Annotated in this window: 20 protein-coding genes; 14 read left to right on the forward strand and 6 right to left on the reverse strand. The window is 70.9% G+C overall.

Annotated elements, in window-relative coordinates:
• Positions 1–7 precede the first annotated feature (7 nt).
• Positions 8–1,309 (reverse strand): MFS transporter, encoded by a 1,302-nt coding sequence (locus BJ969_RS08370; protein WP_184478245.1) that lies wholly within the window; start codon positions 1,307–1,309, stop codon positions 8–10.
• A 161-nt stretch (positions 1,310–1,470) separates the two neighbouring features.
• Here BJ969_RS08370 and BJ969_RS08375 point away from each other — a divergent pair, with 161 nt between their 5' ends.
• The 4 genes from BJ969_RS08375 to BJ969_RS08390 all read left to right on the forward strand — a co-directional run bounded on the left by BJ969_RS08375 (position 1,471) and on the right by BJ969_RS08390 (position 5,451).
• Positions 1,471–2,139 (forward strand): acVLRF1 family peptidyl-tRNA hydrolase, encoded by a 669-nt coding sequence (locus tag BJ969_RS08375; RefSeq protein ID WP_184478246.1) that lies wholly within the window; start codon positions 1,471–1,473, stop codon positions 2,137–2,139.
• A 238-nt stretch (positions 2,140–2,377) separates the two neighbouring features.
• Positions 2,378–4,006 carry an ABC-F family ATP-binding cassette domain-containing protein gene (locus tag BJ969_RS08380; RefSeq protein WP_184478247.1) on the forward strand — a complete coding sequence of 543 codons (1,629 nt, stop codon included), beginning with the start codon at positions 2,378–2,380 and terminating at the stop codon, positions 4,004–4,006.
• Positions 4,007–4,335: 329 nt separating this feature from the next.
• Entirely contained in the window at positions 4,336–4,545 is a 210-nt protein-coding gene (locus tag BJ969_RS08385; RefSeq protein ID WP_009942935.1) for a helix-turn-helix domain-containing protein, read from the forward strand.
• Between the two features lie 114 nt (positions 4,546–4,659).
• The gene (locus BJ969_RS08390; protein ID WP_246456719.1) at positions 4,660–5,451 is read left to right on the forward strand and encodes an enoyl-CoA hydratase/isomerase family protein; all 792 of its coding nucleotides are present in this window, start codon (positions 4,660–4,662) and stop codon (positions 5,449–5,451) included.
• Positions 5,452–5,519: 68 nt separating this feature from the next.
• Here BJ969_RS08390 and BJ969_RS08395 read toward each other — a convergent pair whose 3' ends face one another.
• On the reverse strand, positions 5,520–6,323 hold the full coding sequence (locus BJ969_RS08395; RefSeq protein WP_184478248.1) for a sugar isomerase domain-containing protein: 804 nt from the start codon (positions 6,321–6,323) through the stop codon (positions 5,520–5,522).
• 222 nt (positions 6,324–6,545) lie between these two features.
• On the opposite strand from BJ969_RS08395, the gene BJ969_RS08400 reads away from it, so the two are divergent.
• The 6 genes from BJ969_RS08400 (at position 6,546) to BJ969_RS08425 (ending at position 13,914) form a co-directional block, all read left to right on the forward strand.
• Positions 6,546–7,169, forward strand: a complete 624-nt coding sequence (locus tag BJ969_RS08400; RefSeq protein WP_184478249.1) for a TetR/AcrR family transcriptional regulator — start codon at positions 6,546–6,548, stop codon at positions 7,167–7,169.
• A 268-nt stretch (positions 7,170–7,437) separates the two neighbouring features.
• Positions 7,438–8,151: an Imm1 family immunity protein gene (locus BJ969_RS08405; protein WP_184478250.1), complete on the forward strand. Its 714-nt coding sequence runs from the start codon at positions 7,438–7,440 to the stop codon at positions 8,149–8,151.
• Positions 8,152–8,576: 425 nt separating this feature from the next.
• Positions 8,577–10,358, forward strand: coding sequence for an ABC transporter substrate-binding protein (locus BJ969_RS08410; RefSeq protein WP_184478251.1), 1,782 nt, complete (start codon positions 8,577–8,579; stop codon positions 10,356–10,358).
• Positions 10,359–10,361: 3 nt separating this feature from the next.
• Positions 10,362–11,393 (forward strand): ABC transporter permease, encoded by a 1,032-nt coding sequence (locus BJ969_RS08415; protein WP_184478252.1) that lies wholly within the window; start codon positions 10,362–10,364, stop codon positions 11,391–11,393.
• Entirely contained in the window at positions 11,390–12,322 is a 933-nt protein-coding gene (locus tag BJ969_RS08420; RefSeq protein WP_184478253.1) for an ABC transporter permease, read from the forward strand. Before BJ969_RS08415 ends, BJ969_RS08420 begins: the two co-directional genes overlap by 4 nt.
• Positions 12,319–13,914, forward strand: coding sequence for a dipeptide ABC transporter ATP-binding protein (locus tag BJ969_RS08425; protein WP_184478254.1), 1,596 nt, complete (start codon positions 12,319–12,321; stop codon positions 13,912–13,914). Before BJ969_RS08420 ends, BJ969_RS08425 begins: the two co-directional genes overlap by 4 nt.
• Before the next feature lie 81 nt (positions 13,915–13,995).
• Here the strand turns inward: BJ969_RS08425 and BJ969_RS08430 are convergent, their stop codons facing one another.
• Both BJ969_RS08430 and BJ969_RS08435 read right to left on the reverse strand, forming a co-directional pair.
• Positions 13,996–14,625 carry a nucleoside/nucleotide kinase family protein gene (locus BJ969_RS08430; RefSeq protein WP_184478255.1) on the reverse strand — a complete coding sequence of 210 codons (630 nt, stop codon included), beginning with the start codon at positions 14,623–14,625 and terminating at the stop codon, positions 13,996–13,998.
• A gap of 457 nt (positions 14,626–15,082) precedes the next feature.
• Positions 15,083–16,015, reverse strand: a complete 933-nt coding sequence (locus tag BJ969_RS08435; protein ID WP_184478256.1) for a S66 peptidase family protein — start codon at positions 16,013–16,015, stop codon at positions 15,083–15,085.
• Positions 16,016–16,279: 264 nt separating this feature from the next.
• Here BJ969_RS08435 and BJ969_RS08440 point away from each other — a divergent pair, with 264 nt between their 5' ends.
• The 3 genes from BJ969_RS08440 to BJ969_RS08450 are packed head-to-tail and all read left to right on the forward strand — an operon-like array spanning position 16,280 to position 18,535.
• A complete protein-coding gene (locus tag BJ969_RS08440) occupies positions 16,280–16,846 on the forward strand; it encodes a DUF3090 domain-containing protein (protein WP_184478257.1) in 567 nt (188 codons plus the stop codon).
• Positions 16,847–16,852: 6 nt separating this feature from the next.
• A complete protein-coding gene (locus BJ969_RS08445) occupies positions 16,853–17,647 on the forward strand; it encodes an SCO1664 family protein (RefSeq protein WP_184478258.1) in 795 nt (264 codons plus the stop codon).
• A gap of 60 nt (positions 17,648–17,707) precedes the next feature.
• The gene (locus BJ969_RS08450) at positions 17,708–18,535 is read left to right on the forward strand and encodes an SDR family oxidoreductase (RefSeq protein ID WP_184478259.1); all 828 of its coding nucleotides are present in this window, start codon (positions 17,708–17,710) and stop codon (positions 18,533–18,535) included.
• A gap of 160 nt (positions 18,536–18,695) precedes the next feature.
• Here BJ969_RS08450 and BJ969_RS08455 read toward each other — a convergent pair whose 3' ends face one another.
• Positions 18,696–19,739: an AraC family transcriptional regulator gene (locus tag BJ969_RS08455; RefSeq protein ID WP_184478260.1), complete on the reverse strand. Its 1,044-nt coding sequence runs from the start codon at positions 19,737–19,739 to the stop codon at positions 18,696–18,698.
• A gap of 108 nt (positions 19,740–19,847) precedes the next feature.
• Between BJ969_RS08455 and BJ969_RS08460 the strand changes: the two genes are divergently transcribed.
• Positions 19,848–20,858, forward strand: coding sequence for an aldo/keto reductase (locus BJ969_RS08460; RefSeq protein ID WP_184478261.1), 1,011 nt, complete (start codon positions 19,848–19,850; stop codon positions 20,856–20,858).
• 106 nt (positions 20,859–20,964) lie between these two features.
• Here the strand turns inward: BJ969_RS08460 and BJ969_RS08465 are convergent, their stop codons facing one another.
• A complete protein-coding gene (locus tag BJ969_RS08465) occupies positions 20,965–22,188 on the reverse strand; it encodes a serine hydrolase (RefSeq protein ID WP_184478262.1) in 1,224 nt (407 codons plus the stop codon).
• Positions 22,189–22,444: the final 256 nt, after the last annotated feature.

Genomic DNA, 22,444 nt, shown 5'->3' on the forward strand with positions numbered 1-22,444 from the left:
GGTCCGGTCACGTCCGGGCGGGGGCGGGATCGTCGGTGAGGCCCTTGCGGAACGTCTCGGCCAGCAGGTAGCTGGAGCCGAACGAGATCAGGCACAGCACCACCACGTACCCGGCGATGGCCATCGACGACCCGGTCCAGCCGTAGAGGGCGGTGCAGATCATCGGTGCCAGCCCGCCGCCGAGGATCGCCGCGAGCTGGTAGGCCAGCGAAGCCCCGCTGTAGCGGAAGCGGGTGCTGAACAGTTCGGAGAAGTACGCCGACTGCGGCCCGTACACCGCGGTCCGGCACACCTGCACGACGATCCCGCCGAGCAGGAACAGCATGATCGAACCGCTGTCGACCAGCAGGAAGTACGGCACCGCGAACACCGCCAGCCCGGCCATGCCCGCCATCGACATGCCGCGGCGCCCGATGCGGTCCGACAGCAGGCCGAACGCCAGCATCAGCGGGATGTCGACGAAGCTCAGCAGTGCGTTCGCGTTCAGGATCGAGGTCCGCTCGTAGCCGAGGGTGGTCGTCGTGTAGGCGACGATCCAGGTGGTGCCCACGTAGAAGGTCGCGTTCGTGGCGAGGAAGGACCCGGCGGCCAGCGCCACGACGCGCGGGTGTTCGCGCAACACGTCGAGCACCGGGGTGCGGGTGTGCTGCTGCCGCTGCGCGGCCCGCTGGAACACGGGGCTCTCGCTGATCCGCAGCCGGATGACGAACCCGACGATGATGAGCAGCGCACTGCACAGGAACGGCACCCGCCAGCCCCAGGCGAGGAATTCGGCCTCGGTCAGGCCCGCCGACAGCGCGGAGAACGTGAGGTTGCCCAGCAGCAACCCGGCGGGCACGCCGATCTGCGGCCAGCTGCCGTAGAAGCCGCGCCGGTGCTCCGGGGCGTGTTCCACGGCCATCAGCGCCGCGCCGCCCCATTCGCCGCCGACGCCGATCCCTTGGGCGAACCGCAGCACCGTGAGCAGCAGCGGAGCGGCCACGCCGATCGTGCCGTAGGTCGGCAGCACGCCCATCAGGACGGTCGCCAGCCCCATCAGCAGCAGGGAGGCGACCAGTACGGGTTTGCGGCCGTGGCGATCACCGAGGTGCGCGAACAGGACGCCGCCCAGCGGCCGGGCGATGAACCCGACCGCGAACGTCGCGAAGGAGGCCACGGTGCCCGCGACCGGTTCGAACTCGGGGAAGAACAACCGGTTGAACACGAGCGCGGCGGCGGTTCCGTAGATGAAGAAATCGAACCACTCGATGGTCGTGCCGATCAGGCCGGCCGCAGCGACCCGGCGGGCGCTGGAGGGAGGAGGAGCCATCGCGACGCGCCCTTCGGGTGGTGTGTCCCAGATAACTAACGCTGTAAGTCCGAGCACGTTAATGAGGCGGCGACCGCCGGGGCAAGGGTGCGAACGGAAAAAATCCGGCACTGCGCCGAATGCCCGCCGCCGCGAGCGCACCCGCGTGCTGGGATGGGGGCATGCGAGGCAGGGAACTGGCCGGCGGTGGACGCGCGGTCCCGGTGCCACCGGAGCGGCTGGCGGGCTGGTTCGAGCGGTTCGGCACCCGCCACGGCGGCATCGCGCGCACCGAACTCGCCGCGCGCCGCGTGGCGGTCACCGCCACCGACGGCGCCACCGCGGTCGTGGAGGTGCCGTTCGAGCAGCTGCCCGGCCCGCACGGTGAGCACCCCGGTCTCGCGGTCGGCCCGCTGGTCGAGCACGTGCGCGTGCCGCGCCGGATCGGACTGGTGCTGGTGCGCCTCGGCGCGCACAGCGTCGGCATCGCCCGCGCGGGCACCGTCGAGGTCTCCTCCACCGACCGGCACCTCGTGCACGGCCGGAACAAGGCGGGCGGGCAGTCCCAGCAGCGGTTCGCCCGGCGCCGCGAAGGCCAGGCGCGGCGCTCGCTGGAATCCGCCGCCGCCGACGTCGCGCGCGTGCTGCTGCCCGAACGCGACCGGCTCGACGCCGTGGTGCTCGGCGGCGACCGCCGGGCGCTGGAGGCGTTGCGCGCCGAACCGAAGCTGCGCGACCTGCTGGCCGGTGCCGAACCCCGCGTGCTCGACGTGCCCGAGCCCCGCCGATCGATCCTCGACGACGCCGCCGAACGCGCGATCGCCGTCGAGGTCCGCATCCACGAAGCGTGACGACCGGTCGCTCGTGGCGGAGTGCACGCCGGTGACGAGGGACCGACCGCTACACTGGGGACGTGGTGAGCAAGCGCGCAACGAAGAAGTGCGCGGCGAAACTCCGCCTGCGAGGGCCGCGCACAACCGTCTCCGCTGATTAGCGGCGACGTTCTCGGCCCATCCGATTCCGGCCGTCACCGGCCAGCGGTGGGCTTTTTCGTGAACTCGCTCGACCACTACGTCTTCGGAGCCTTCCTTGATCTCTGCCACGGGCCTTGAACTGCGCGCGGGTTCGCGCATCCTGCTCTCCGGCGCCACGCTGCGCGTGCAGCCCGGTGACCGCGTCGGCCTCGTCGGCCGCAACGGCGCGGGCAAGACGACGACGCTGCGCGTGCTCGCCGGGGAAGGCGAGCCCTACGCCGGTGAGCTCATCCGCCGCGGCGAACTCGGCTACCTGCCGCAGGACCCGCGCGAAGGGGACCTGTCGGTCTCCGCGAAGGAGCGGGTGCTCTCCGCCCGCGGCCTCGACAAGCTGCTGCGCGACATGGAGAAGGCGCAGACCGAGATGGCCGAGCTGGCCGACGACCGCCAGCGGGACAAGGCCATCAACCGCTACGGCAAGCTGGAGGAGCGGTTCTCCGCTCGCGGCGGCTACGCGGCCGAGAGCGAAGCGGGCCGGATCTGCTCCAACCTCGGGCTGGCCGATCGAATCCTCGAACAGCCGCTGCAGACGCTCTCCGGTGGTCAGCGCAGGCGCGTCGAGCTCGCCCGCATCCTGTTCGCCGCCTCCGAAGCGGGCCCCGGCGGCAGGTCGGCGACGACGCTGCTGCTCGACGAGCCGACGAACCACCTCGACGCCGACTCCATCAACTGGCTGCGCGAGTTCCTGCGCTCCCACGACGGCGGGCTCGTGGTCATCAGCCACGACGTGGAACTGCTGGCCGACGTGGTGAACAAGGTCTGGTTCCTGGACGCGGTCCGGGGCGAGGCCGACGTCTACAACATGGACTGGAAGCGCTACCAGGAAGCGCGGGCCTCCGACGAGAAGCGCCGCCGCCGGGAACGCGCCAACGCGGAGAAGAAGGCCTCCGTGCTCATGGCGCAGGCCGACAAGATGCGCGCCAAGGCCACCAAGGCCGTCGCCGCGCAGAACATGGCCCGCCGCGCGGAGAAGCTCGTCAACGACCTGGAGGACGAGCAGGTCGACGACAAGGTCGCGAAGATCCGCTTCCCCGACCCCGCGCCTTGCGGGCGGACCCCGCTGACCGCGAGCGGGCTGTCGAAGTCCTACGGCTCGCTGGAGATCTTCAGCGGCGTCGACCTGGCGATCGACCGGGGCGCCAAGGTCGTGGTGCTCGGCCTCAACGGCGCGGGCAAGACGACACTGCTGCGGCTGCTCGGCGGCATGGAAGAAGCCGACGCGGGCGCCATGGTCCCCGGTCACGGCCTGCGCGTGGGCTACTACGCGCAGGAGCACGAGACCCTCGACCACGACGCCAGCGTGTGGTCGAACATCCGCAGCGCCGCCCCCGACACCCCCGAGCAGCAGCTGCGCACCCTGCTCGGCACCTTCCTGTTCCGAGGTGAGCAGCTCGACCAGCCCGCCGGCACGCTCTCCGGCGGCGAGAAGACCCGGCTGGCGCTCGCGGGCCTGGTTTCCAGCGCGGCGAACGTGCTGCTGCTGGACGAACCGACGAACAACCTCGACCCCGCCAGCCGCGAACAGGTCCTCGATGCGCTGCGCAGTTTCAGCGGAGCGGTCGTCCTCGTCACGCACGATCCCGGTGCCGTGGAGGCGTTGGAGCCGGAACGGGTGATCCTGTTGCCCGACGGGACCGAGGACCACTGGTCGGCTGATTACTTGGAGCTAGTGCAACTCGCCTGACGAGTGGTTTTTCCCACCCCGCGGCTCATGTAACGGATCATGACCTGCTGCGACGGGCGGTCGTCACCGTCGGCGACCGGCAGCTGATCTCTCTCCGTAACAACGCTCTGAACAGCGAAAATGCTGTGGGATGGCGGTCTTCACCGCCGGATGTCGCGAGACGGCTAGACCGATCGGTCGAGCGCATTCCGGTGATCGCAGCCTCTCGATCTCAACCGTTGGGCGATCTTTTTGCATGATCGCCTGGCGTTTACGGCCGTCCTGTTCGATCATTGCGACGACAGGGGTCGCGAGCGGCCCGACCTGTTCGGAGGGAAGGCGGGGACACTGTGGCTGACCTGAAGAAGGGTGCGCGAATTACAGGGAGCGCCCGGGACAAGCTTGCCAGTGACCTGAAGAAGAAATACGAGAAGGGAGCGAGCATTCGCGCCCTTGCCGAGGCGACCGGGCGTTCCTACGGGTTCGTGCACCGGGTGCTGAGCGAGTCGGGCGTGCAGCTGCGCGGCCGTGGGGGTGCGACGCGTACCAAGAAGAAGTGACTCGGCGGGCATGATCGGTTCGATGCGGTCCGTTTTCGACCGGCGGGTAACGTCTTGCGCGATTCCCGTCCGGTCAACGCAGAACTGATGGAGGCCCGCTTGGAGCAGTCGAGGATGGACGCCGACCTTCTGGACCGTGGCGGTGTGGGGCTCACGGTCCAGGGTCGGCGCGCCACCATCACACTCGATCGCCCGGACAAGCTCAACGCGCAGACGCCGGTGACGTGGGCGGCGCTGCGCGAGATCGGCCAGTCCCTGGACCCGGAAGTGCGGGTCGTGGTGGTGCGCGGGCGGGGGCGCGCGTTCTCCGCCGGACTGGACAAGAGGTTGTTCGGGGTCGATGACGTCGACGGTGCGCCCGGCCTGATGTCGCTGGTGCAGCGTCCCACCGAAGAGGCCGACGCCGACATCGCCACCTTCCAGCAGGGGTTCAGCTGGTTGCGCGAGCCGGATCGGGTCACCATCGCGGCCGTGCAGGGACATGCCATCGGCGCGGGGTTCCAGCTCGCACTGGCCTGCGACCTGCGCGTGCTCACCGAGGACGCGAAGCTGCGGATGGCCGAGACCGGGCTGGGCCTGGTCCCGGACCTCGGCGGCACGCTGCCGCTGGTGCGCGCCGTCGGCTACTCGCGCGCGGTGGAGATCTGCGTGACCGGCAGGGACGTGACGGCCGAGGAGGCGCAGCGCATCGGCCTGGCGAACTCGGTGGTCGCCGCCGACGAACTGGACTCCGCGGTGGACCGCTTCGTGGAAGCGGTGAGCGCGCCGCCGGAGGGCGCGGTGCGGGAAACGCTGGCGCTGCTGGCCCAGGCCGACGAGGTCGTGGATCCGGAGCAGCAGCTCGCCGCGGAACGCGCCGCGCAGATCCGCCGGATCGCGGAGCTCGCAGGACTTCTCGGCGGCTGAGCCGCCGCGCTCGATCTTCAACTCGAAGCCGGTCCCGCTGGTCGCGGGACCGGCTTCGCTGTGTCGGATCAGGTCAGGCCCGGAACGCGGGCTCCGTAGTGCGCGAGGTTGGCCTTGTTCGCCTCGTCGCCGCCGATGGTGTTGGCGCTGCGCCACACCGGGAGCTCCACGCCCTCCCGCTTCGCCGCGTCGTGCAGCTCCACCAGCAGCATGTTCCACAGGTAGGCGTTGGCCAGCGAGGACAGCGGCGCGGTGACGGGCGCGGCGGGCGGATAGCTGGCGTCGCCGCCGGGGACCAGCGTGTCCAGCACGATCCCGGCCTGCGCCGCGAGCGTGGTGCCCGCCCGCAGCGGGGCGTCCGCGCTGGCCAGCGGGGAGGTGATCGCGATGACCGCGGAGCCCGTGGCCGAGGCGGTGGCGGCGAGCTCGACGGGGTACGGGTTCACCCCGGAGTTGGAGAACACGACCAGCGCGTCCCGGCCGCCGCGGAACGCGGCCTCGTCGAGCACTCGTGCGGCCAGTCCGCTGGTGCGTTCGGTGGCGGTCGAGGCCACCGCTCCGTGCAGCGGCAGCAGGTCCGGGTGGTAGAGCGGGCGCACCGCGGCGAGGCCGCCGGCCCGGTAGAAGGACTCCATGACCCCGGCGAGCGAGTGCCCGGCACCGGCGGTGAACACCAGGCCGTCCTCGCGCACGCAGCCGAGCAGCGCTCGCGCGGCGTCGCGCAGCGCGGCCGCGTTGTGCTCGCCGATCTTGCGCAGGTGGGCGAGGGTCGGTTCGGCGTGGTGCGGTCCGGTCACGGCCGGTGTCGGCGCCGCGGCCGGTGCAGCGGGCGCCGCGGTGTCGGTTCGGCCGGTGTCGGGATTGTCGGGCATGCGTGGACTCCTGGGTGCGAACTGCGGAACTCTGCAGGTCTATACCAGTTGCGGGTGCGGCGGCAACCGACGATTTCCGCGCGGCTCGTCGTCGTGTTGATCGCGAGGCGGTGATCACTCTCGCGCTACAATGATTACTCTGTGGTGTCAGTCTGGAGGGCGGCTGCCGCTCGGGACCGGCACCAGGGGAGAGACGTGTCGACGCAGGATCACAGGGGTTGCATGCCGCAGCGTAGGAATCGTCGGGTCCAGCTCGCCGACGCCGCGATCGAGGTGCTGGCGCGGGAAGGGGGTCGTGGCCTCACCCATCGGGCGGTGGACCGCGAAGCCGGTTTCCCCGAGGGGACCACCAAGAACTACCACGCCAGCCGCGACTCCCTGTACGTCGCGGTCGCACGGCGGATGGCCGATCAGCACACCGCGGCGATGCGCCGGTTGCGCGAGGGGATGCCGGACGGGGTGTCCGCCGCGGACGTGCGCACGCTGTACGTGGCGATGCTGCACCGGATGTCGACCTCGGCCCGCTCGCAGTTCCTGGCGCTGTTCGAGCTGCAGCTGGAAGGGGTGCGCAACCCGCAGGTCCGCGCCGCACTCGGCGAGATGACCTTGGCCGGGGTGGACTCGGCGGTGACCTTGCACGCCGCGGTGGGCGAGCCGATCTCGGCTCGCGGCGGCGGGCTGCTGGAGGCGGGGATGATGGGCGTCGCGATGTCGATGCTGAGCCTGCCCGACGACGTGGTGGGCCGGATCGGTTTCGGCGACCCGGAGTCGCTGGGCCGGTCGTTGCTGGGCATGGCCGCCGAAGCGGAACCCGCGGACGGGTTGTTGCGCGGACAGGCCAGCTGACCTTCCGCCGAGCAGGTGAACGGACCGCTCGTCCCACTGGGACGGCCGGTCCGTTCGTGCTCGCGCCGCTGTTCGCGGGAGTGCGCTGAGCTGCGGTTTCGCGGTCGGCGGCGGGGAAGTGGCCGCGCTGTGAGATCACAAGATCACGACAGGTAGTCTTCGTTCTCCCGGTACCGCTGTCCGCGCGCGCCGAGCGGGTTGGCATCATGACCGGCGGCGTGTCCATGCGAGAACAGCAGAATCGACTCCCGTGGGGTGCAACGAAGGCATGTCGAATCCGCCTCTGCAAGACGGCCCGGTCGAACCTCTGGCGGTCGTGTTCGCCCGCCTCACCGACGTTCCGCTGGACCAGGTGGACAAGCTGATCGAGTCCACCAACGCCGTCTACGGCGAGCTCAACAAGATCCACGGCCATCCGTACTGGGGTGAGCTGGTGCTGCACCAGGGCGCCGCGATCAAGGCCTTGCGCGAAGCGCGGGAATGCCTGGACGCGCTGCGTTCGGAGGCCGTGGGGGCGCGCAACACCGAGCTCGGCGTCACCGTCGCCACCGCCGTCGTCGACGGTGAACGCCATTACGCGACGACCTCCGACGACAAGGCCGCCCTGGTGGAGAAGGTGCTGCGGCCGCCGACAGCGGGCGCGGCCGCGCACCTCTACGTGTGGGACCGGCCGTACGAGAGCGACGAGATCGCCGGGCCGTACCAGCAGCTGCGGGTCGTGACCGATCCGGAGGCCGAGGCCGGGGTGCTCAACTACACCGAGGAGTCCGAGGAGGGCGACCTCACCTCCTGGCACACCCGCAACGCCGAGCCGCTGCCGGACGCGCCGAAGCTGCGCTTCGACACGGGCAGCGCGCTGCTGTTCCCGAAGGACTCCGTGCTGCCGTTCCGCGCCTTGCGCGCCGGGCTGATGGAGTACGTCGTCGACGGTGCCCGCCCGGAGGCGCTGCAGTGGCAGCAGGCCCGCTGGGGCGAGCACTGACGTTTTTCGTCGTTGGGCTCTTTTTGCTTTGGTGGTCGGGTGGCGGAACCTCAGCTGTCTTCTCGCTGCGGGATCTTTCTCCCGAGTGGCCCCGCCACGAGGGAAAAAGCTGTCCTCGCGAGAAGACACCTGAGAACCCGCCGGTGGTCGTTTTTTCGACGTGGGCTATGTGCTTCGCACATACAGGCACGGCCTTCGGCCGCGAGGCTGGCTTTGCTTCGCTTGCCCTTCGTGGGTTTCGGTACCGGGGTCGGGCAAGATCAAGGACTGCGTTGATCGTGCAGGTGGGCGCCGTTGGGGGCGGTGTTGCGTAACGGTTGGGTACACACTCCGTGAGCGGTCCTGCGGCGCGGCCGGTGGAGCATTGACGAAACGCACCCGGGGATGGTTCTTTCTCCTCACTTCTGGAGAAGGGTGGGTGCTTCGTGGGACGGAGAATCCTCGTTGCGCTGGTCGTCGTGGCCGGGTTGCTCGTGCCGAACGCCGCCGTCGCGCAGCCCGCGACGGGTGGTGCGGCGAAGCTGCGCGTCGCGGTGCCGCAGCAGATCGACTCGCTCAACCCGTTCCTCGGTTACTCGCTGGCGTCCACCGACCTGTTCCGGCTGATCTACCCGACGCTGACGACCTACAGCCCGCAGGACTTCTCGGTCACCCCGGAGCTGGCCGAGAGCTGGGAGACCTCGCCGGACAAGCTGACCTGGACCTTCCACATCCGTCCCGGCGTGCAGTGGACCGACGGCCGGCCGGTGACGGCGCGGGACGCGGCCTACACCTACGACCGGATGATGCACGACCCCGCCGCGGCCACCGCGAACGGCAACTTCGTGGAGAACTTCGAGTCGGTCGCCGCGCCCGACGAGAGCACCTTGGTGATCCGCACCAAGACGCCGCAGGCGACGATGCTGGCGATCGACGCGCCGATCGTGCCCGAGCACGTGTGGTCGCAGGTCGAGGACGTGGCCGGATTCGCCAACGACCGGATGCCGGTGGTGGGCTCCGGGCCGTTCGAGCTCACCGAGTACGAACCGGAGCAGTACGCCACGCTGCGCGCGAACCCGCGGTTCTGGCGGGGACCGGCGAAGATCTCCGAGCTGCAGTTCGTGCAGTTCAAGAACACCGACGCCTCGGTGCAAGCGCTGCGCAAGGGCGAGGTGGACGTCGCGCAGAAGCTCACCCCCGCGCAGTTCGACGCGCTGGCCGGCGAGCCCGACGTCGCGCAGGTCCAGGGCCAGGGGCGCCGGTTCTTCGAGATGCTGATCAACCCGGGCGCGGCCAACAGCGCGGGCGCCCCCATCGGCACCGGTCACCCGGCGCTGCGGGACGTGCGGGTGCGCCGCGCGATCGACCAGGCCATCGACAAGCAGGCCCTGGTGGACCGGGTGCTCACCGGCTACGGGCAGGTCGGCGGCGGCTACCTGCCGCCGATCTTCGACGACTACCACTGGGCGCCGCAGCAACCGCGCCGGTTCGACCCGGCCGCGGCCAACGCGCAGCTCGACGAGGCCGGATATCGCCGCGGACCCGACGGGATCCGCCGCACACCGCAGGGCGAACCGCTGAACCTCGGGTTCATGCTGCACGCGAGCACCTCCGCCGACGCGCAGGTCGGCGAGTTCGTGAAGCGCTGGCTCGCCGACGTCGGCATCGCCGTGGAGCTCGAACCGGTTTCCGACAACCAGGTCAACGACCGCACCACCGCGGGGGACTTCGACCTGGCGATCTCCGGCTGGTCGGCGAACCCGGATCCGGACTACGTGCTGCGGCTGCAGACCTGCGGCTCCCGGCCCAGCCCGGAAGGCGGCGGCACGCCCGACTCGTTCCTGTGCGACCAGGTCTACGACGACCTCTACGCGCGCCAGCTCGGCGAGTTCGACCCCGCGAAGCGGATCGACCTGGTCAAGCGGGCGCAGCAGCGGTTCTACGACCAGGCGACCGCATCGGTGCTGTACTACCAGAACTCGCTGGAGGCCCACCGCAGCGATCGCTACAGCGGGTTCACCACCCAACCCGCGGCCGAAGGGGTCATCACCGGGCAGCAGGGCTACTGGGGCTACTACGGCGCGCAACCCACCCCGGCCGCGATGAACTCGCAGGACACCGACTACGGAACGGCCGCGCTGGTGCTGGTCGGGGTGGTCGTGGTCGCCGGTGCGGTGATCGTGCTGGTGGTGCGGCGCAGGCGAGCCACCGTCGACGAACGGGAGTGACGCATGGCCGACGTGACGGTCGAGGAACGCGCGGAGCACGTCCGCTCCGGCGGCGGCTGGCCCGGCTACCTGGCGCGCAAGCTCGGTGGCGGGCTGGTGAGCGTGTTCCTCGTGGCGGTGCTCGGGTTCTTCCTGTTCCGGGTGCTGCCCGGAGACCCGGTGCGCACCATGACGCGCGGCGCCCCGGTCTCGGCGGAGCAGCTCGAGCAGCTGCGGCAGCGGTTCGGGCTGGACCAGCCGCTGTGGAAGCAGTTCGTGGACTTCCTCGGCGCGCTGCTGCGCGGTGATCTCGGCACCTCCTACACCTACAGCCGGCCGGTGGCGGAGCTGATCGCCGAGCGGTTCTGGCCGACGGTGCTGCTGGTGGGCACGGCGACGGTGCTGGCGGTCGTGCTCGGGTTGTGGATCGGCACGCGCGCGGCGTGGCGGCACGGCAGCGGATTCGACAAGGCCTCGACGTCGATCGCGCTCACCCTGTGGTCGGTGCCGACGTTCTGGCTCGGGCTGATCGTGCTCATGGTGTTCGGCGTCGGGGTCGGCCCGATCCCCGGCCTGTTCCCGGTCGGCGGCATGTCCTCGCCGGACACCCCGGCGGAGCTGATCCCGCAGGTGCTGGACGTGGCGCGGCACCTGGTGCTGCCGTCGCTGACGATGGTCGCGGTGATCTACGCGCAGTACCTGATGGTGATGCGCTCCTCGCTGCTGGAGGAGATGGGCGCCGACTACCTCACCACGGCCCGCGCGAAGGGCCTGCGGGAGGACCTGGTGCGGCGCAGGCACGCGGTGCCGAACGCGCTGCTGCCGACCGTGACGCTGATCTTCCTGCACCTGGGGCTGGTGGTCGGCGGCGCGATCACGGTGGAGACGGTGTACTCGTGGCCCGGTCTGGGGCTGCTGACCTTCGAGGCGTTGCGCGTGCCGGACCTGCCGCTGCTGCAGGGCACGTTCATCGTGCTGGCGGGGAGTGTGATCGTGATGAACGTGGTGGCGGACCTGCTCTACCGGGTCCTGGACCCCAGGGTGCGTGCGGCATGACGGCCACCGAGCCCGTGACCCCGGAGGAATCGCCCGCGCCGACGGCGGCGCAGCTCGTGCGGGCCCGGCGCCGGGCCGCCGCGGCCGAGTCGTGGCGGGTGTTCCGCGCCGACCGCGGCGGCGCGATCGGCCTGGTGCTGCTGGTGCTGATCGCCGCGCTGGCGCTGCTGGCGCCGCTGCTGACCGACCAGACGGGGCTGGACGTCACGAAGGTGACCGGCGAGGGGCTGCAGCCGCCGAGCGCGGCGAACTGGCTGGGCACCGACGAGTCGGGACGTTCCGTGCTGCTGCTGACCTGGTGGGGCGCGCGGGTGTCGCTGCTGGTCGGGCTGGCCGCGGCGGTGCTGTCGGTGGTGATCGGCACCGTCGTGGGCGTGCTCGCCGCGCACTTCGGCGGCTGGACCTCGACGGTGCTGATGCGGTTCACGGACTTCTTCCTGGTGCTGCCCGCGCTGGTGCTGGCGATCGCGCTGTCCACGGTGCTCGCGCGCGGGCTGCCGACGATCGTGCTCGCGATCGGCGTGACCTCGTGGCCGACGACGGCCCGGCTGGTGCGGGCGCAGACGTTGACGGTGGAGGCGCGGCCCTACATCGAGCGGGCGAAGGTGCTCGGCGGCGGGCATCGCCACGTCATCGGCAGGCACGTGCTGCCCGCGGTGCTGCCGCTGGTGTTCGCGAACACCACGTTGTCGGTGGCCAGCGCGATCATCATGGAGTCCACGCTGTCGTTCCTCGGCCTCGGCGATCCGAGCCGGGTGTCGTGGGGCTCGATGCTGAAGTCGGCCATGGACACGGGCGCGGTCACCGGCGGCGCCTGGTGGTACCTGCTGCCGCCGGGCATCGGGATCGTGCTGGTGGTGCTGAGCTTCACGCTGTGCGGAAGGGCGATGGAAGCGGTGTTCAACCCGAGGCTGCGGGAGAAGCGATGAGCCCGATCCTGACCTTGCGGGAGACGTCGATCTCCTACCGCGGCGCCGACGGGCTGGTGCCCGCGGTGCGCGACGTGGACCTGGAGCTGGAGGCGGGGGACACCCTCGGCCTCGCCGGGGAGTCCGGTTGCGGCAAGACGACGCTGGCGATGTCGGTGCTGCGCCTGCTGCCGCGTTCGGCGGTGCTCGGCGGTGACGTGCTGCTCGACGGGAAGGACGTGCGGAGCCTGTCGTTCGGGCAGCTGCGCGCGGCCCGGTGGGCGACGGCGTCGGTGGTGTTCCAGGGCGCGATGCACGCGCTGAACCCGGTGCGCACGGTCGGCGCCCAGATCGCGGAGCCGATGCGGCTGCACGGCACGGCTTCCGGTGACCTGACCGGCCGGGTCGCGGAGTTGCTGGAATCGGTGGAGCTGCCCGCGAGCCGCGCCGACGCGTACCCGCACGAGCTCTCCGGCGGTCAGAAGCAGCGCGTGATGATCGCGATGGCGCTGGCCTGCGAACCGCGGTTGATCATCGCCGACGAGCCGACTACCGCGCTGGACGTGGTCGTGCAGGCCCAGGTGCTGGCGCTGCTGGGCAGGCTGGTCGCGGAGCGGGGCATCGCGCTGCTGATGATCAGCCACGACCTGTCGGTGCTGGCGGCGAGCTGCTCCCGCATCGCGGTGATGCAGGACGGCCGCATCGTCGAGCAGGGGCCGTCGCGGCAGGTCATGGGCTCGCCGGAGCACGAGCACAGCCGCGCGCTGGCGGACGCGTTCCCCACCGTCGGCGATCCGAAGTTCCGCCTGGTCGATCCGTCGCAGCGCGCCGGGGAGGCGTTGCTGGCGGCGCAGGACGTGTCGGTGAGCTTCCCGGCCCGCTCCGGACCGCCGGTGCGGGCGGTGCGCGGCGTGGACCTGGAGGTCGGTGCGGACGAGATCGTCGCCCTCGTCGGTCAGTCCGGCTCGGGCAAGACGACGCTGGCGCGCACGCTGCTCGGCCTGCAGCAGCCCACGTCGGGTTCGGTCCGCTTCGACGGGAAGGTGCTGCCCGCCACCAGCGCGGGCCTGCGCGAGTACCGGCGGCAGGTGCAGCTGGTGCTGCAGGACCCGACCGGCGCGCTCAACCCGCGCAACACCGTCTACGAGGCGGTGGCGGAGGGGCTGCGCATCCACGGCGACGTCGCCGACGAGGCCGCGAAGGTGACCGAGGCGCTGGAGGCCGCCGAGCTGCGGCCCGCGTCGAAGTTCCTGTCGCGGTTCCCGCACGAGCTCTCCGGTGGTCAGCGGCAGCGCGTGGTGATCGCCGGGGCGCTGGTGCTGGCGCCGCAGGTCCTCGTCGCGGACGAGCCGGTGGCGTCGCTGGACGCGACGGTGCGCGGCGAGATCTTGGCGCTGCTGCTGCGGTTGCGCGTCGAACGCGGACTGTCCACTTTGGTCATCACGCACGATCTGGGGCTGGCGTGGAACATCGCCGACCGGGTGGCGGTGATGTACCAGGGCGAGATCGTGGAGCTCGGCACGGTGGAGCAGGTCCTGCTCGATCCCCAGCACGAGTACACGAAGACGCTGCTCGCCGCCGTGCCGTCCTTGGACCGGCGACCGGCTGGCTGAGAGGCCGGAGCGTCCGCCTGAGAAGTCGATCCCGCGGCGGGGAGGCGCCACCTGCCCGGCGAGCGCACCGAGTTCAGGCGCTCAGTCCAGCTCGTCCACGACGGCCGGGTGGCCGGGGCGGTCGACGCGGATGACGTGGTCGGCGAGGCGTTCCGGGGCGACTTCGGAGCTGTAGCGGTCGAAGGCGGGCAGCGTCCACCGGTCGGCCTCGGCCGTGTGCCGCGCGAGCGAACCCCCTGGCAGCCAGAGGTGCACCGCGCGGTCGAACGGCAGGCCCGCGCCGAGCAGCAGCGGGCCGTCCACCAGCACCACGCCGCGCTCCGGCAGCCGCACCCGGTCGAGCCTGGGGGAGCGGTCGGTCACCGCGTCCCACAGCGCGGGCAGCACTTCGCCGGTACCGCCGTCGGCGAGCGGATCGAGCACCTCGCGGCGCAGTCCGGCGAGGTCGAACCAGCTCTCGTAGAACGAATCCGGATCGTCGCGGCCGTGCTCGAACCGCAGCGAAGCCGGGCGCACGTAGCCGTCCATGCCGACGCGCACCACTTCCCGGCCGCGCACCCGCAGCGGCTGCACCAGCTCGTCGGCGAAGGCGGCCGTGCCCGCCGCGGGCGCCCCGTCGATCGCGACCCGGACCCACCGCCGCCGCTCCCCGTCGATGACGTCGGCGAGCTCGCCCGTCAACTTCTCCGGAGTGATCGCCCGAACCCGCATCCCGCCGTTCTACCGGACGGCGTCGGCGCTCCGCGCCACCGGCTTCGCGAGATCACTCCGGCATGCCCATGAACCGTTCGATGGCCCGCATCTCGGCTCGGTCGTCGGAATCCGCCTCAAGGCGTGCGGCGTCGGCCGCAGCCTGATCGAGCAGGGCTTCTCTGTGCGCGCGGACCGCGTCCGAACGGCTCCGGTGGCCGGGCAAGGCTTCCCCTACGGCGTGCACTGTGCGTGGCTACATGGAACCGAGAGTAGTGGTCCATGTCGCACCTGGTCGGTCGCCGGGTCGATCTTGCCGTCGTAAGCCGTGCTTCTCGAGCGCGAAGCGGTTCAACCCACGTCGCCAGGTTGACCACCTCTCGCGAGGTACGCGGCGAAGCGACTTCGGAAATCGGTTCTGCGGCGAGCGGGCCACCGAGCTGCCCAGCCTTCGTTCCGATGCGCGGAGCTGAGCGGTTCAGCGCAGGGCCGGCTGGAGGATGCTCAGGCGCTGGGCCGCGGTGTCGAGTTCGGCGGCCACGCCGAGCGGCACGGTGCGCTGGGCGGCGCAGTGGCCGAAGCCGAGCTCCCACAGCACCGGGATGCCGAGGTCGCCGAGCAGGTTGCGCAGCACGGCCCGCACCTCCTCCAGCGGCCCGCATTCGCTCCACGAGCCGAGCGCGATGCCGCTGGCCCGGTCGAACCACCCGGCGCGCAGCAGCTGGGTCAGCGCCCGGTCCAGGCGGTACGGGTCCTCGCCGACGTCTTCCAGCAGCGCGATGCCCCGGGCGGGCGGAGCCGCCGCGTCGGGCGCGCCGAGGGAGGCGGCGAGCAGGCTCAGGTTGCCGCCGTAGGTGACGCCGGTCGCGCGCCCCGGAACCAGCGCTTCCGCTCCGCGCCTGGTCAGGATCGTCACCGATTCCGGGGCGAACAGGGTGCGGCGCAGGTGCTCGCGGGCGGGCGCGTCCTCGGAGAAGGCGCCGGTGGCGATCATCGGGCCGAACACGGTGGCCACGCCGAGCCGGGAGCCGAAGGCGTCGTGCAGGGCCGTGACGTCGCTGGATCCCGCGAACACCTTGCTCTCGGCGGCTCCCATCGCCGCCCAGTCGAGGTGGTCGAGCACCCGCATGCTGCCGTAGCCGCCGCGGGCGCACAGGACGCCGTCGACCTCCGGGTCGCACCAGGCCTGCTGCAGGTCGGCGGCGCGCTCGGCGTCGCCGCCCGCGAGGTAGCGCAGCCTCGGGTGGCGTTCGCGCACGTGCTTGCCGGGCACGACCCGCAGGTCCCAGTCGCGCAGCAGGTCCAAGCCGGCGTCGAGCTGGTCGGCGGGAACGGGACCGGCGGGGGCGACCACGGCGACCGTGTCGCCGGCCCGCAGCCGTCGCGGCCGACGTCGTTCACGGGTGCTCATGGAGGGCTCCGTCCGGAGGTCCGGATCGTGGGGTGCCGCGAAGCGGCAGGAGCCGAGCGTAGCGGTCCGCCGGTGATCGGGACCGCAGCCCGCGCCGCGGCGTGTTCGCGTTCGGCGAACAGGCCCCACGAACGGATCAACGCTCGATTCGACCGCTTTCCGCGCACCTGTTCGGTGCCGATGGTGCTGCTGAGAGGGTGTGCCGGGCGGAACGGGGGACGGCTGCGCGGGCCGCGGCCCGAGTGGCTTACTGTCGAAGGTGCCATGGCTCGTGTCATCCACGTCTTCCGCCAGCCCGACCGGTTCGTAGCAGGGACCGTCGGGGAACCCGGTGAGCGCACGTTCTACCTGCAGGCCTCCGAGGATGTCCGCACGGTCAGCGTGCAGCTGGAGAAACAGCAGGTCTCGGTCCTCGCCGAACGGATCGGTGCCCTCCTGGAGGAGGTGCAGCGGCGCTTCGACGCGGAACTGCCCACGGCCCCGCCGGAGGATCTCGTCGACGCCGACCCGCTCGCGGTGCCGGTGGAGGAGGAGTTCCGCGTCGGCACGATGGGGCTCGGCTGGGACGCCGAGACCGAGGCCGTCGTCGTCGAGCTGCTCGCGGTCACCGAGGAGGAGATCGACGAGTCGGTGGTGCTCGACGACACCGAGGAAGGCCCGGACGCGGTCCGCGTCTTCCTCAGCCCGGCCGACGCCCGCGCCTTCGCGGAGCGCGCCGAGCGGGTCCTCAACGCCGGTCGCAAGCCCTGCCCGCTGTGCGGGGAACCGCTGGACCCGGAGGGGCACATCTGCCCCCGGCAGAACGGTTACCGCCGCTCAGAGGAGGACTAGCCGCCCGTGCACCCCGATGATCCGGCCGTTCGCGAGGTCCTGGCACACGGCCGCATCGAGGTCGAGGGACGGCTCGTGGAAGCCTCGAACGCCACGTTGTTCTGCTCCGTCGAGCACAACGGCGCCGCCGCCGAGTGCGTGTACAAGCCGGTGCGCGGGGAGCGGCCGCTGTGGGACTTCCCGGACGGCACGCTCGCCGGGCGCGAGGTCGGCTCGTTCCTGATCACCGAGGCGCTGGGCTGGGACCTGATTCCGCCGACGCTGCTGCGCGACGGACCGTTCGGGCCGGGCATGGTGCAGCTGTGGGTGGACACCGAGGAAGACTCGGAGCTGGTCGACCTGGCCGCGCCGTCGGAGGTTCCGGACGGCTGGCGCGCGGTGCTGCGCGCGCACGACCACCACGGCGAGCCGGTGGTGCTGGCGCACTCCGACCACGAGGCGCTGCGGCGGCTCGCGGTGCTCGACATCGTGATCAACAACGCGGACCGCAAGGGCGGCCACGTGCTGCACTCGCCGCGCGGCGAGGTGTTCGGCGTGGACCACGGGGTGAGCCTGAACGCGGAGAACAAGCTGCGCACGGTCCTGTGGGGCTGGATCGGGGAGCGGCTGCCCGAGGACGCGGTCGACGCGCTGAGCCGGTTCCGCGCACTGCTGGAGGGCGATCTCGCGGCTCGGCTGGCCGAGCACGTCACGCCGAAGGAAGTGCAGGCCGTCGCCGAACGGGTCGACGCGCTGCTGGCCGCGGCGGAGTTCCCGGCCCCGTCGGGCGAGTGGCCCGCGATCCCCTGGCCCGCGTTCTGACCGTTCCCAGCGGCCGGAAAATCGGATGCACCGGGCACGTCGCTGCGCGATCATCCGGGCATGACCGCAGCCGGTGAGCAGTCCCTGGCCCGCGAGCCGTACCCGCTGCGCGGCCGGACCGCGCTGGTGACGGGCGTGAGCCGCAGGCAGGGCATCGGGTTCGCCATCGCGTCCCGGATGGCGGCCTGGGGCGCGAGCGTGTTCCTGCACCACCACCGGCCGCACGACGCCGAGCAGCCGTGGGGTGCCGATGACCTCGACGAGGTCCGCGCGGGCGTGGCCGGGCACCTGTCCGGCTCGGCGCGGATCGCCGACGCCGCCGGGGACTTGGCGGACCCGGACGAACCGGCTCGGCTGGTGCGCAGGGCGGTGGCCGAGTTCGGACGGCTCGACGTGCTGGTCTGCAACCACGCCCGCAGCGGATCCGATGGTGCGCTGGGCGAACTGGACGCGGCGATGCTGGACGGGCACTGGGCGGTCAACACCCGCTCGTCGTTGTTGCTGGCGCAGGAGTTCGCCGCTCGTCACAGCGGATCCCCCAGTGGGCGGGTGGTGTTCCTGACCTCGGGGCAGCGCGCCGGTCCGATGCCCGGCGAGATCGCCTACGCGGCGGCGAAGGGCGCGCTCGCCGAGATCACCGCGACCATCGCCGAACAGCTCGCCGACGCGGGCATCACGGTGAACACGGTGAACCCGGGACCGGTGCAGACCGGGTACCTCACCGAGGCCGACTGGGCGGCGATCGGCCACATGTTCCCGTTCGGCCGCTGGGGCGAGCCGGACGACCCGGCCCGGCTGATCACCTGGCTGTGCACCGACGAGGCGCGCTGGATCACCGGCCAGGTGATCGAATCCGAGGGCGGCTTCGCCCGCTACCGCCAGCGGTGAGGGCCGCCGCAGCGGAGCGCGGAACATTGTGGTCCCGTCAATGGCGCGCCCGCGAGCGGCAGGCGAAGCGGTGAATCCGAGCCTGCCTTGCGGCGAAGCCTTGCTCGCAAGCCCGGCAGCGCTTGGCAGAGCGTCCCACCACGACCAGAGATGATCCGGCTCAGTCGTCGTTTCCGGACTCCGGGTCGTGAAACTCGGGCGATCCCGCCGGCGCAGGACCACCGGGCCCGCGGTCCCTCGGCTGCGCGTGCGGCGAGGCGCGGAACTCTCGTGGTGACATCCCGACGACGCGCCGAAAAGCGGTGCTGAAAGCGCTTTCTGACTGGTATCCGATGGTTCCCGCTATGGCGGTGAGGGAGTCCTCCGTGCGCAGTGCGGCACGCGCTAGCTGCATTCGCCATTCGATGAGGTAATCCAAAGGCGGTCTCCCCGCTCTGCTCTTGAAGTTCGCGGCGAAAGCGGACCGCGACATCATCGCGATTCCGGCGAGCTCTTCGAGCGTCCAGCGATGGCCCGGTTCAGCATGCATGGCTCGTAGCGCTGCCCCGATCCCGTCGTCGGAGACCGACGCGAGCCATCCCAGCGGCTCGTGGGACGAACCGGCGTGCGACCTCAGCATGTGCACCAGAAGGATCTGGGCCAGATGCTCGAGGACGAGGGATCGGCCCGCCTCGTGCGACTCGATCTCGTGGACGAGCAGGGTGGCGATGTTCCAGAGCAACCTCCCGCCGACATCGGCTGCTTTGACGAGCACGGCCGGGGGCAGCGATGAGAACAAGGTCGACGCGTCGGAATCCTGAAACTCGAAGTCGACGCTGCACGTGTACGTGACGGATCCGCGGGGAATCTCGGCTCTGCTCCCGGAAATCTCCTGGCGGAGCGGTCCGTTCGAGTCGCGAGCGCGGGCTGCTCCGATCGAGCTCCCGAGTCCGTACGGGGGCGGATTTCCGAGCAGGTAGAAATCGCCCGTGCTCAGGAAGAGGGGGTCCGAACCGTCGACGCACAGCCAGCACTGGCCTTCCACCACCACGCCGAGCTTGATGTGCGGAAACGGGGAGAACTGGGCTCCCCACGGGGCCGTCGCGCGCAGCGGTACGGGGGCGACGGTCCGGGGGCGTGCCAGCGCCAGAGCCTCCCGAACGGGGTCGTGCGCGTCGAGGGCGACCTCAGTTCTGGACGATCGATAAACATCGCTGGAATGCATGTTATGGACCATACGCCCGGAGGTGGGAATGATGGGTTTCCGGCGGTAAGAGCCGTCAGGCGTGAGGAGCCTGCTCATGCCGGATCGACGCGAGGAGCAAGAGGACGTATGCGATACCGATTTCTCGGAAGATCGGGTCTGCGGGTTTCGGAACTGTCGCTGGGGACGGGCAATTTCGGGATGGGCTGGGGGCACGGGGCGAGTGCGACCGAGGCTCGGGCGATGTACGACATCTATCGGGAAGCGGGAGGGAACTTCATCGACACGGCTTCCAACTACCAGTCGGGGGAGGCCGAGGAGCACCTCTCGGACATCATCTCCTCGGACCGCGAGGACGTGGTTCTGGCGACGAAGTACACCATGGGGACGTCGGCGACCAGCGGCCTCCAAATGACCGGGAACAGCCGGAAAGCGATGGTCCAGTCGCTGGAGCAGAGCCTGCGTCGACTGGGCACCGACCGGGTGGACGTGCTCTGGGCGCATGTGGCCGACACGTCCACGCCCATCGAAGAAATCGTGCGAGCCTTCGACGATCTGACGCGCGCCGGAAAGATTCTGTACGCCGGTCTTTCCAATTTCCCCGCATGGCGCGTGGCCACGGGAGTCACCCTGGCGCAGCAGCGGGACTGGGCCCCTCTCGTGGCGATCCAGGTCGAGTACAGCCTCGTCGAGCGCAGCGCTGATCGGGAGTTGATGCCGATGGCAGAGGCCTTCGGCTTGGGCGTCCTCGGGTTCTCGCCGCTCGGCGGTGGTCTTCTCACCGGAAAGTACCGGCGGGACGGGACAGGTCGCGCGCAGAGCTCGATCAGCCGATTCCTCCACAAGGAGGACGACCCCGCCAAGGCGCGCGTTCTGGATGCCGTCGAAAGCGTTTCCCGGGACCTCGGCACGACTCCGGAGCGGGTGGCGATCAAATGGGCGATGTCCAAGGGGGTGATACCCGTCCTCGGGCCGAGGAGCGCAGATCAGCTCACGTCGAACCTCGCGGCCGGTGATCTGGAGCTCGCGACGCCCCGGCTCGAATGGCTTGATGAGGTGAGCGCGCTGCAGCTGGGATACCCACACGAATTGTGGCCGGAGAACGAACGGGTGGAGAAGAACCGATTCGCCCAGCCGTAAGGATCAGCCGGAACAGTGACCGCTGAGGCTGCGCTTCCCGCCCCCCGCGCGGGGCGAGGACGAAGACAGCGCTGGGACTCGGCCCGCTGCGCGGAGCGAGCAGCCCTCAGTCCACCAGCGCCTGGTAGACGAGCTGGTGGAGCTGGGAGCGGATCGGGTGGGTCCCGGACGGGATGAGCTGGGTGAAGAACTGCACGGACAGGTCCTCGGCCGGGTCCACCCAGAACGTGGTGCTGGCCATGCCGCCCCAGGACAGCTCGCCGGGGGTGGACACGACGTGCGAGGCGACCGGGTCCTCGACGACGGCGAAGCCGAGCCCGAAGCCCTTGCCGGCGTTGGCGACCTCGGAGAACGAGCCGTTTGCGATCTCGTCGAGGTGCGCGCCGCCGGGCAGGTGGTTGCGGCTCATGTAGCGCAGCGTGCGGTCGCTGAGCAGCCGCACCCCGTCGAGCGCTCCGCCGCCGAGCAGCATGCCGGTGAAGCGGTGGTAGTCGTAGGCGGTGGACACGAGCCCGCCGCCGCCGGACAGCGCCCGCGGCGCGGCGTCCGGCGGGGAGTTGCGCGGCACGGTGGCCTTGCCCGCGGCGTCCGCCAGGTACAGCGAGGCCAGCCGGTCTTTGTCCTGCGGCGCCACGGCGAAGGCGGTGTCGGTCATGCCGAGCGGTTCGAAGATGCGCGTGCGGAAGAACTCGTCGAGGCCCATGCCGGAGGCGACCTCGATGACGCGTCCGAGCACGTCGGTGGACACCCCGTAGTTCCACGAGCTGCCCGGCTCGAACAGCAGCGGCATCGCCGCGTAGTCGTCGCAGACCGCGGCGAGGTCCTGGTCCGGGGTGCCGTAGTCGTAGCCGGTGCGCCGGTACAGCTCGTCGACGGGGTGGAGCCGGTTGAAGCCGTAGGTGAGCCCGGCGGTGTGGGTCAGCAGGTGCCAGATCCGCACCGGCTCGGTCGCGGGCCGGGTCTGCGCGGCGCGGGCCGGGCCACCGGTGTAGACGCGCTGGTCGGCGAAGGACGGGATGAGCGTGCTGACCGGGTCGGTGAGCTCGAACGCGCCTTCCTCGTAGAGCATCATCGCCGCGACCGAGGTGATCGGCTTCGTCATCGAGTAGATGCGGAAGATCGTGTCGTCCTCGATGGGCGCGGCGGTGGCCACGTCGCGGTGGCCGTGGCCGCTGAGGTGCGCGATGTGGCCGCGGCGGGCGATGAGCACCTGCCAGCCGGGGAGCTTGCCGTCGGCGACGTAGGTGGCGAAGTGGCGGTCGAGGCGCTTGAGGCGTTCCGGGTCGAAGCCCGCTCGGACGGGGTCGGTCTCGATCTGCGACGCGCTCACTGACTCTCTCCTCTGCCGGGGCCGTTCACCTTTCTACTCGTCGGTACCGGCGGTGTGCCAGTGTCGGCCGACACGTTCGGTGAACGCCGTTCCGCGCGGCGCGGACCGGCCCGGAGCTCGCCACGCGCGGGGTGGACCGGGATCTTCGGCGGATTCGGCGCGGGCGGCGAGCCGCTGATCACCGGGATTCGGTGCCGCCGGGAGAAACCCGTTGGCACGGCGGCGTTTCCGTTCCGTGACGTGTTCGCGACGGTCG

Origin of the sequence: Saccharopolyspora gloriosae (genome assembly GCF_014203325.1) — a bacterium.
GTDB lineage: Bacteria > Actinomycetota > Actinomycetes > Mycobacteriales > Pseudonocardiaceae > Saccharopolyspora_C > Saccharopolyspora_C gloriosae.

Excerpts from the sequence above, each read along its gene's own strand:
- BJ969_RS08370 (WP_184478245.1), bottom strand. The coding sequence starts at position 1,309 with ATGGCTCCTCCTCCCTCCAGCGCCCGCCGGGTCGCTGCGGCCGGCCTG.
- BJ969_RS08375 (WP_184478246.1), top strand. The coding sequence starts at position 1,471 with ATGCGAGGCAGGGAACTGGCCGGCGGTGGACGCGCGGTCCCGGTGCCA.
- BJ969_RS08390 (WP_246456719.1), top strand. The coding sequence starts at position 4,660 with ATGGACGCCGACCTTCTGGACCGTGGCGGTGTGGGGCTCACGGTCCAG.
- BJ969_RS08395 (WP_184478248.1), bottom strand. The coding sequence starts at position 6,323 with ATGCCCGACAATCCCGACACCGGCCGAACCGACACCGCGGCGCCCGCT.
- BJ969_RS08400 (WP_184478249.1), top strand. The coding sequence starts at position 6,546 with ATGCCGCAGCGTAGGAATCGTCGGGTCCAGCTCGCCGACGCCGCGATC.
- BJ969_RS08405 (WP_184478250.1), top strand. The coding sequence starts at position 7,438 with ATGTCGAATCCGCCTCTGCAAGACGGCCCGGTCGAACCTCTGGCGGTC.
- BJ969_RS08415 (WP_184478252.1), top strand. The coding sequence starts at position 10,362 with ATGGCCGACGTGACGGTCGAGGAACGCGCGGAGCACGTCCGCTCCGGC.
- BJ969_RS08420 (WP_184478253.1), top strand. The coding sequence starts at position 11,390 with ATGACGGCCACCGAGCCCGTGACCCCGGAGGAATCGCCCGCGCCGACG.
- BJ969_RS08425 (WP_184478254.1), top strand. The coding sequence starts at position 12,319 with ATGAGCCCGATCCTGACCTTGCGGGAGACGTCGATCTCCTACCGCGGC.
- BJ969_RS08430 (WP_184478255.1), bottom strand. The coding sequence starts at position 14,625 with ATGCGGGTTCGGGCGATCACTCCGGAGAAGTTGACGGGCGAGCTCGCC.
- BJ969_RS08435 (WP_184478256.1), bottom strand. The coding sequence starts at position 16,015 with ATGAGCACCCGTGAACGACGTCGGCCGCGACGGCTGCGGGCCGGCGAC.
- BJ969_RS08440 (WP_184478257.1), top strand. The coding sequence starts at position 16,280 with ATGGCTCGTGTCATCCACGTCTTCCGCCAGCCCGACCGGTTCGTAGCA.
- BJ969_RS08450 (WP_184478259.1), top strand. The coding sequence starts at position 17,708 with ATGACCGCAGCCGGTGAGCAGTCCCTGGCCCGCGAGCCGTACCCGCTG.
- BJ969_RS08455 (WP_184478260.1), bottom strand. The coding sequence starts at position 19,739 with ATGCATTCCAGCGATGTTTATCGATCGTCCAGAACTGAGGTCGCCCTC.
- BJ969_RS08460 (WP_184478261.1), top strand. The coding sequence starts at position 19,848 with ATGCGATACCGATTTCTCGGAAGATCGGGTCTGCGGGTTTCGGAACTG.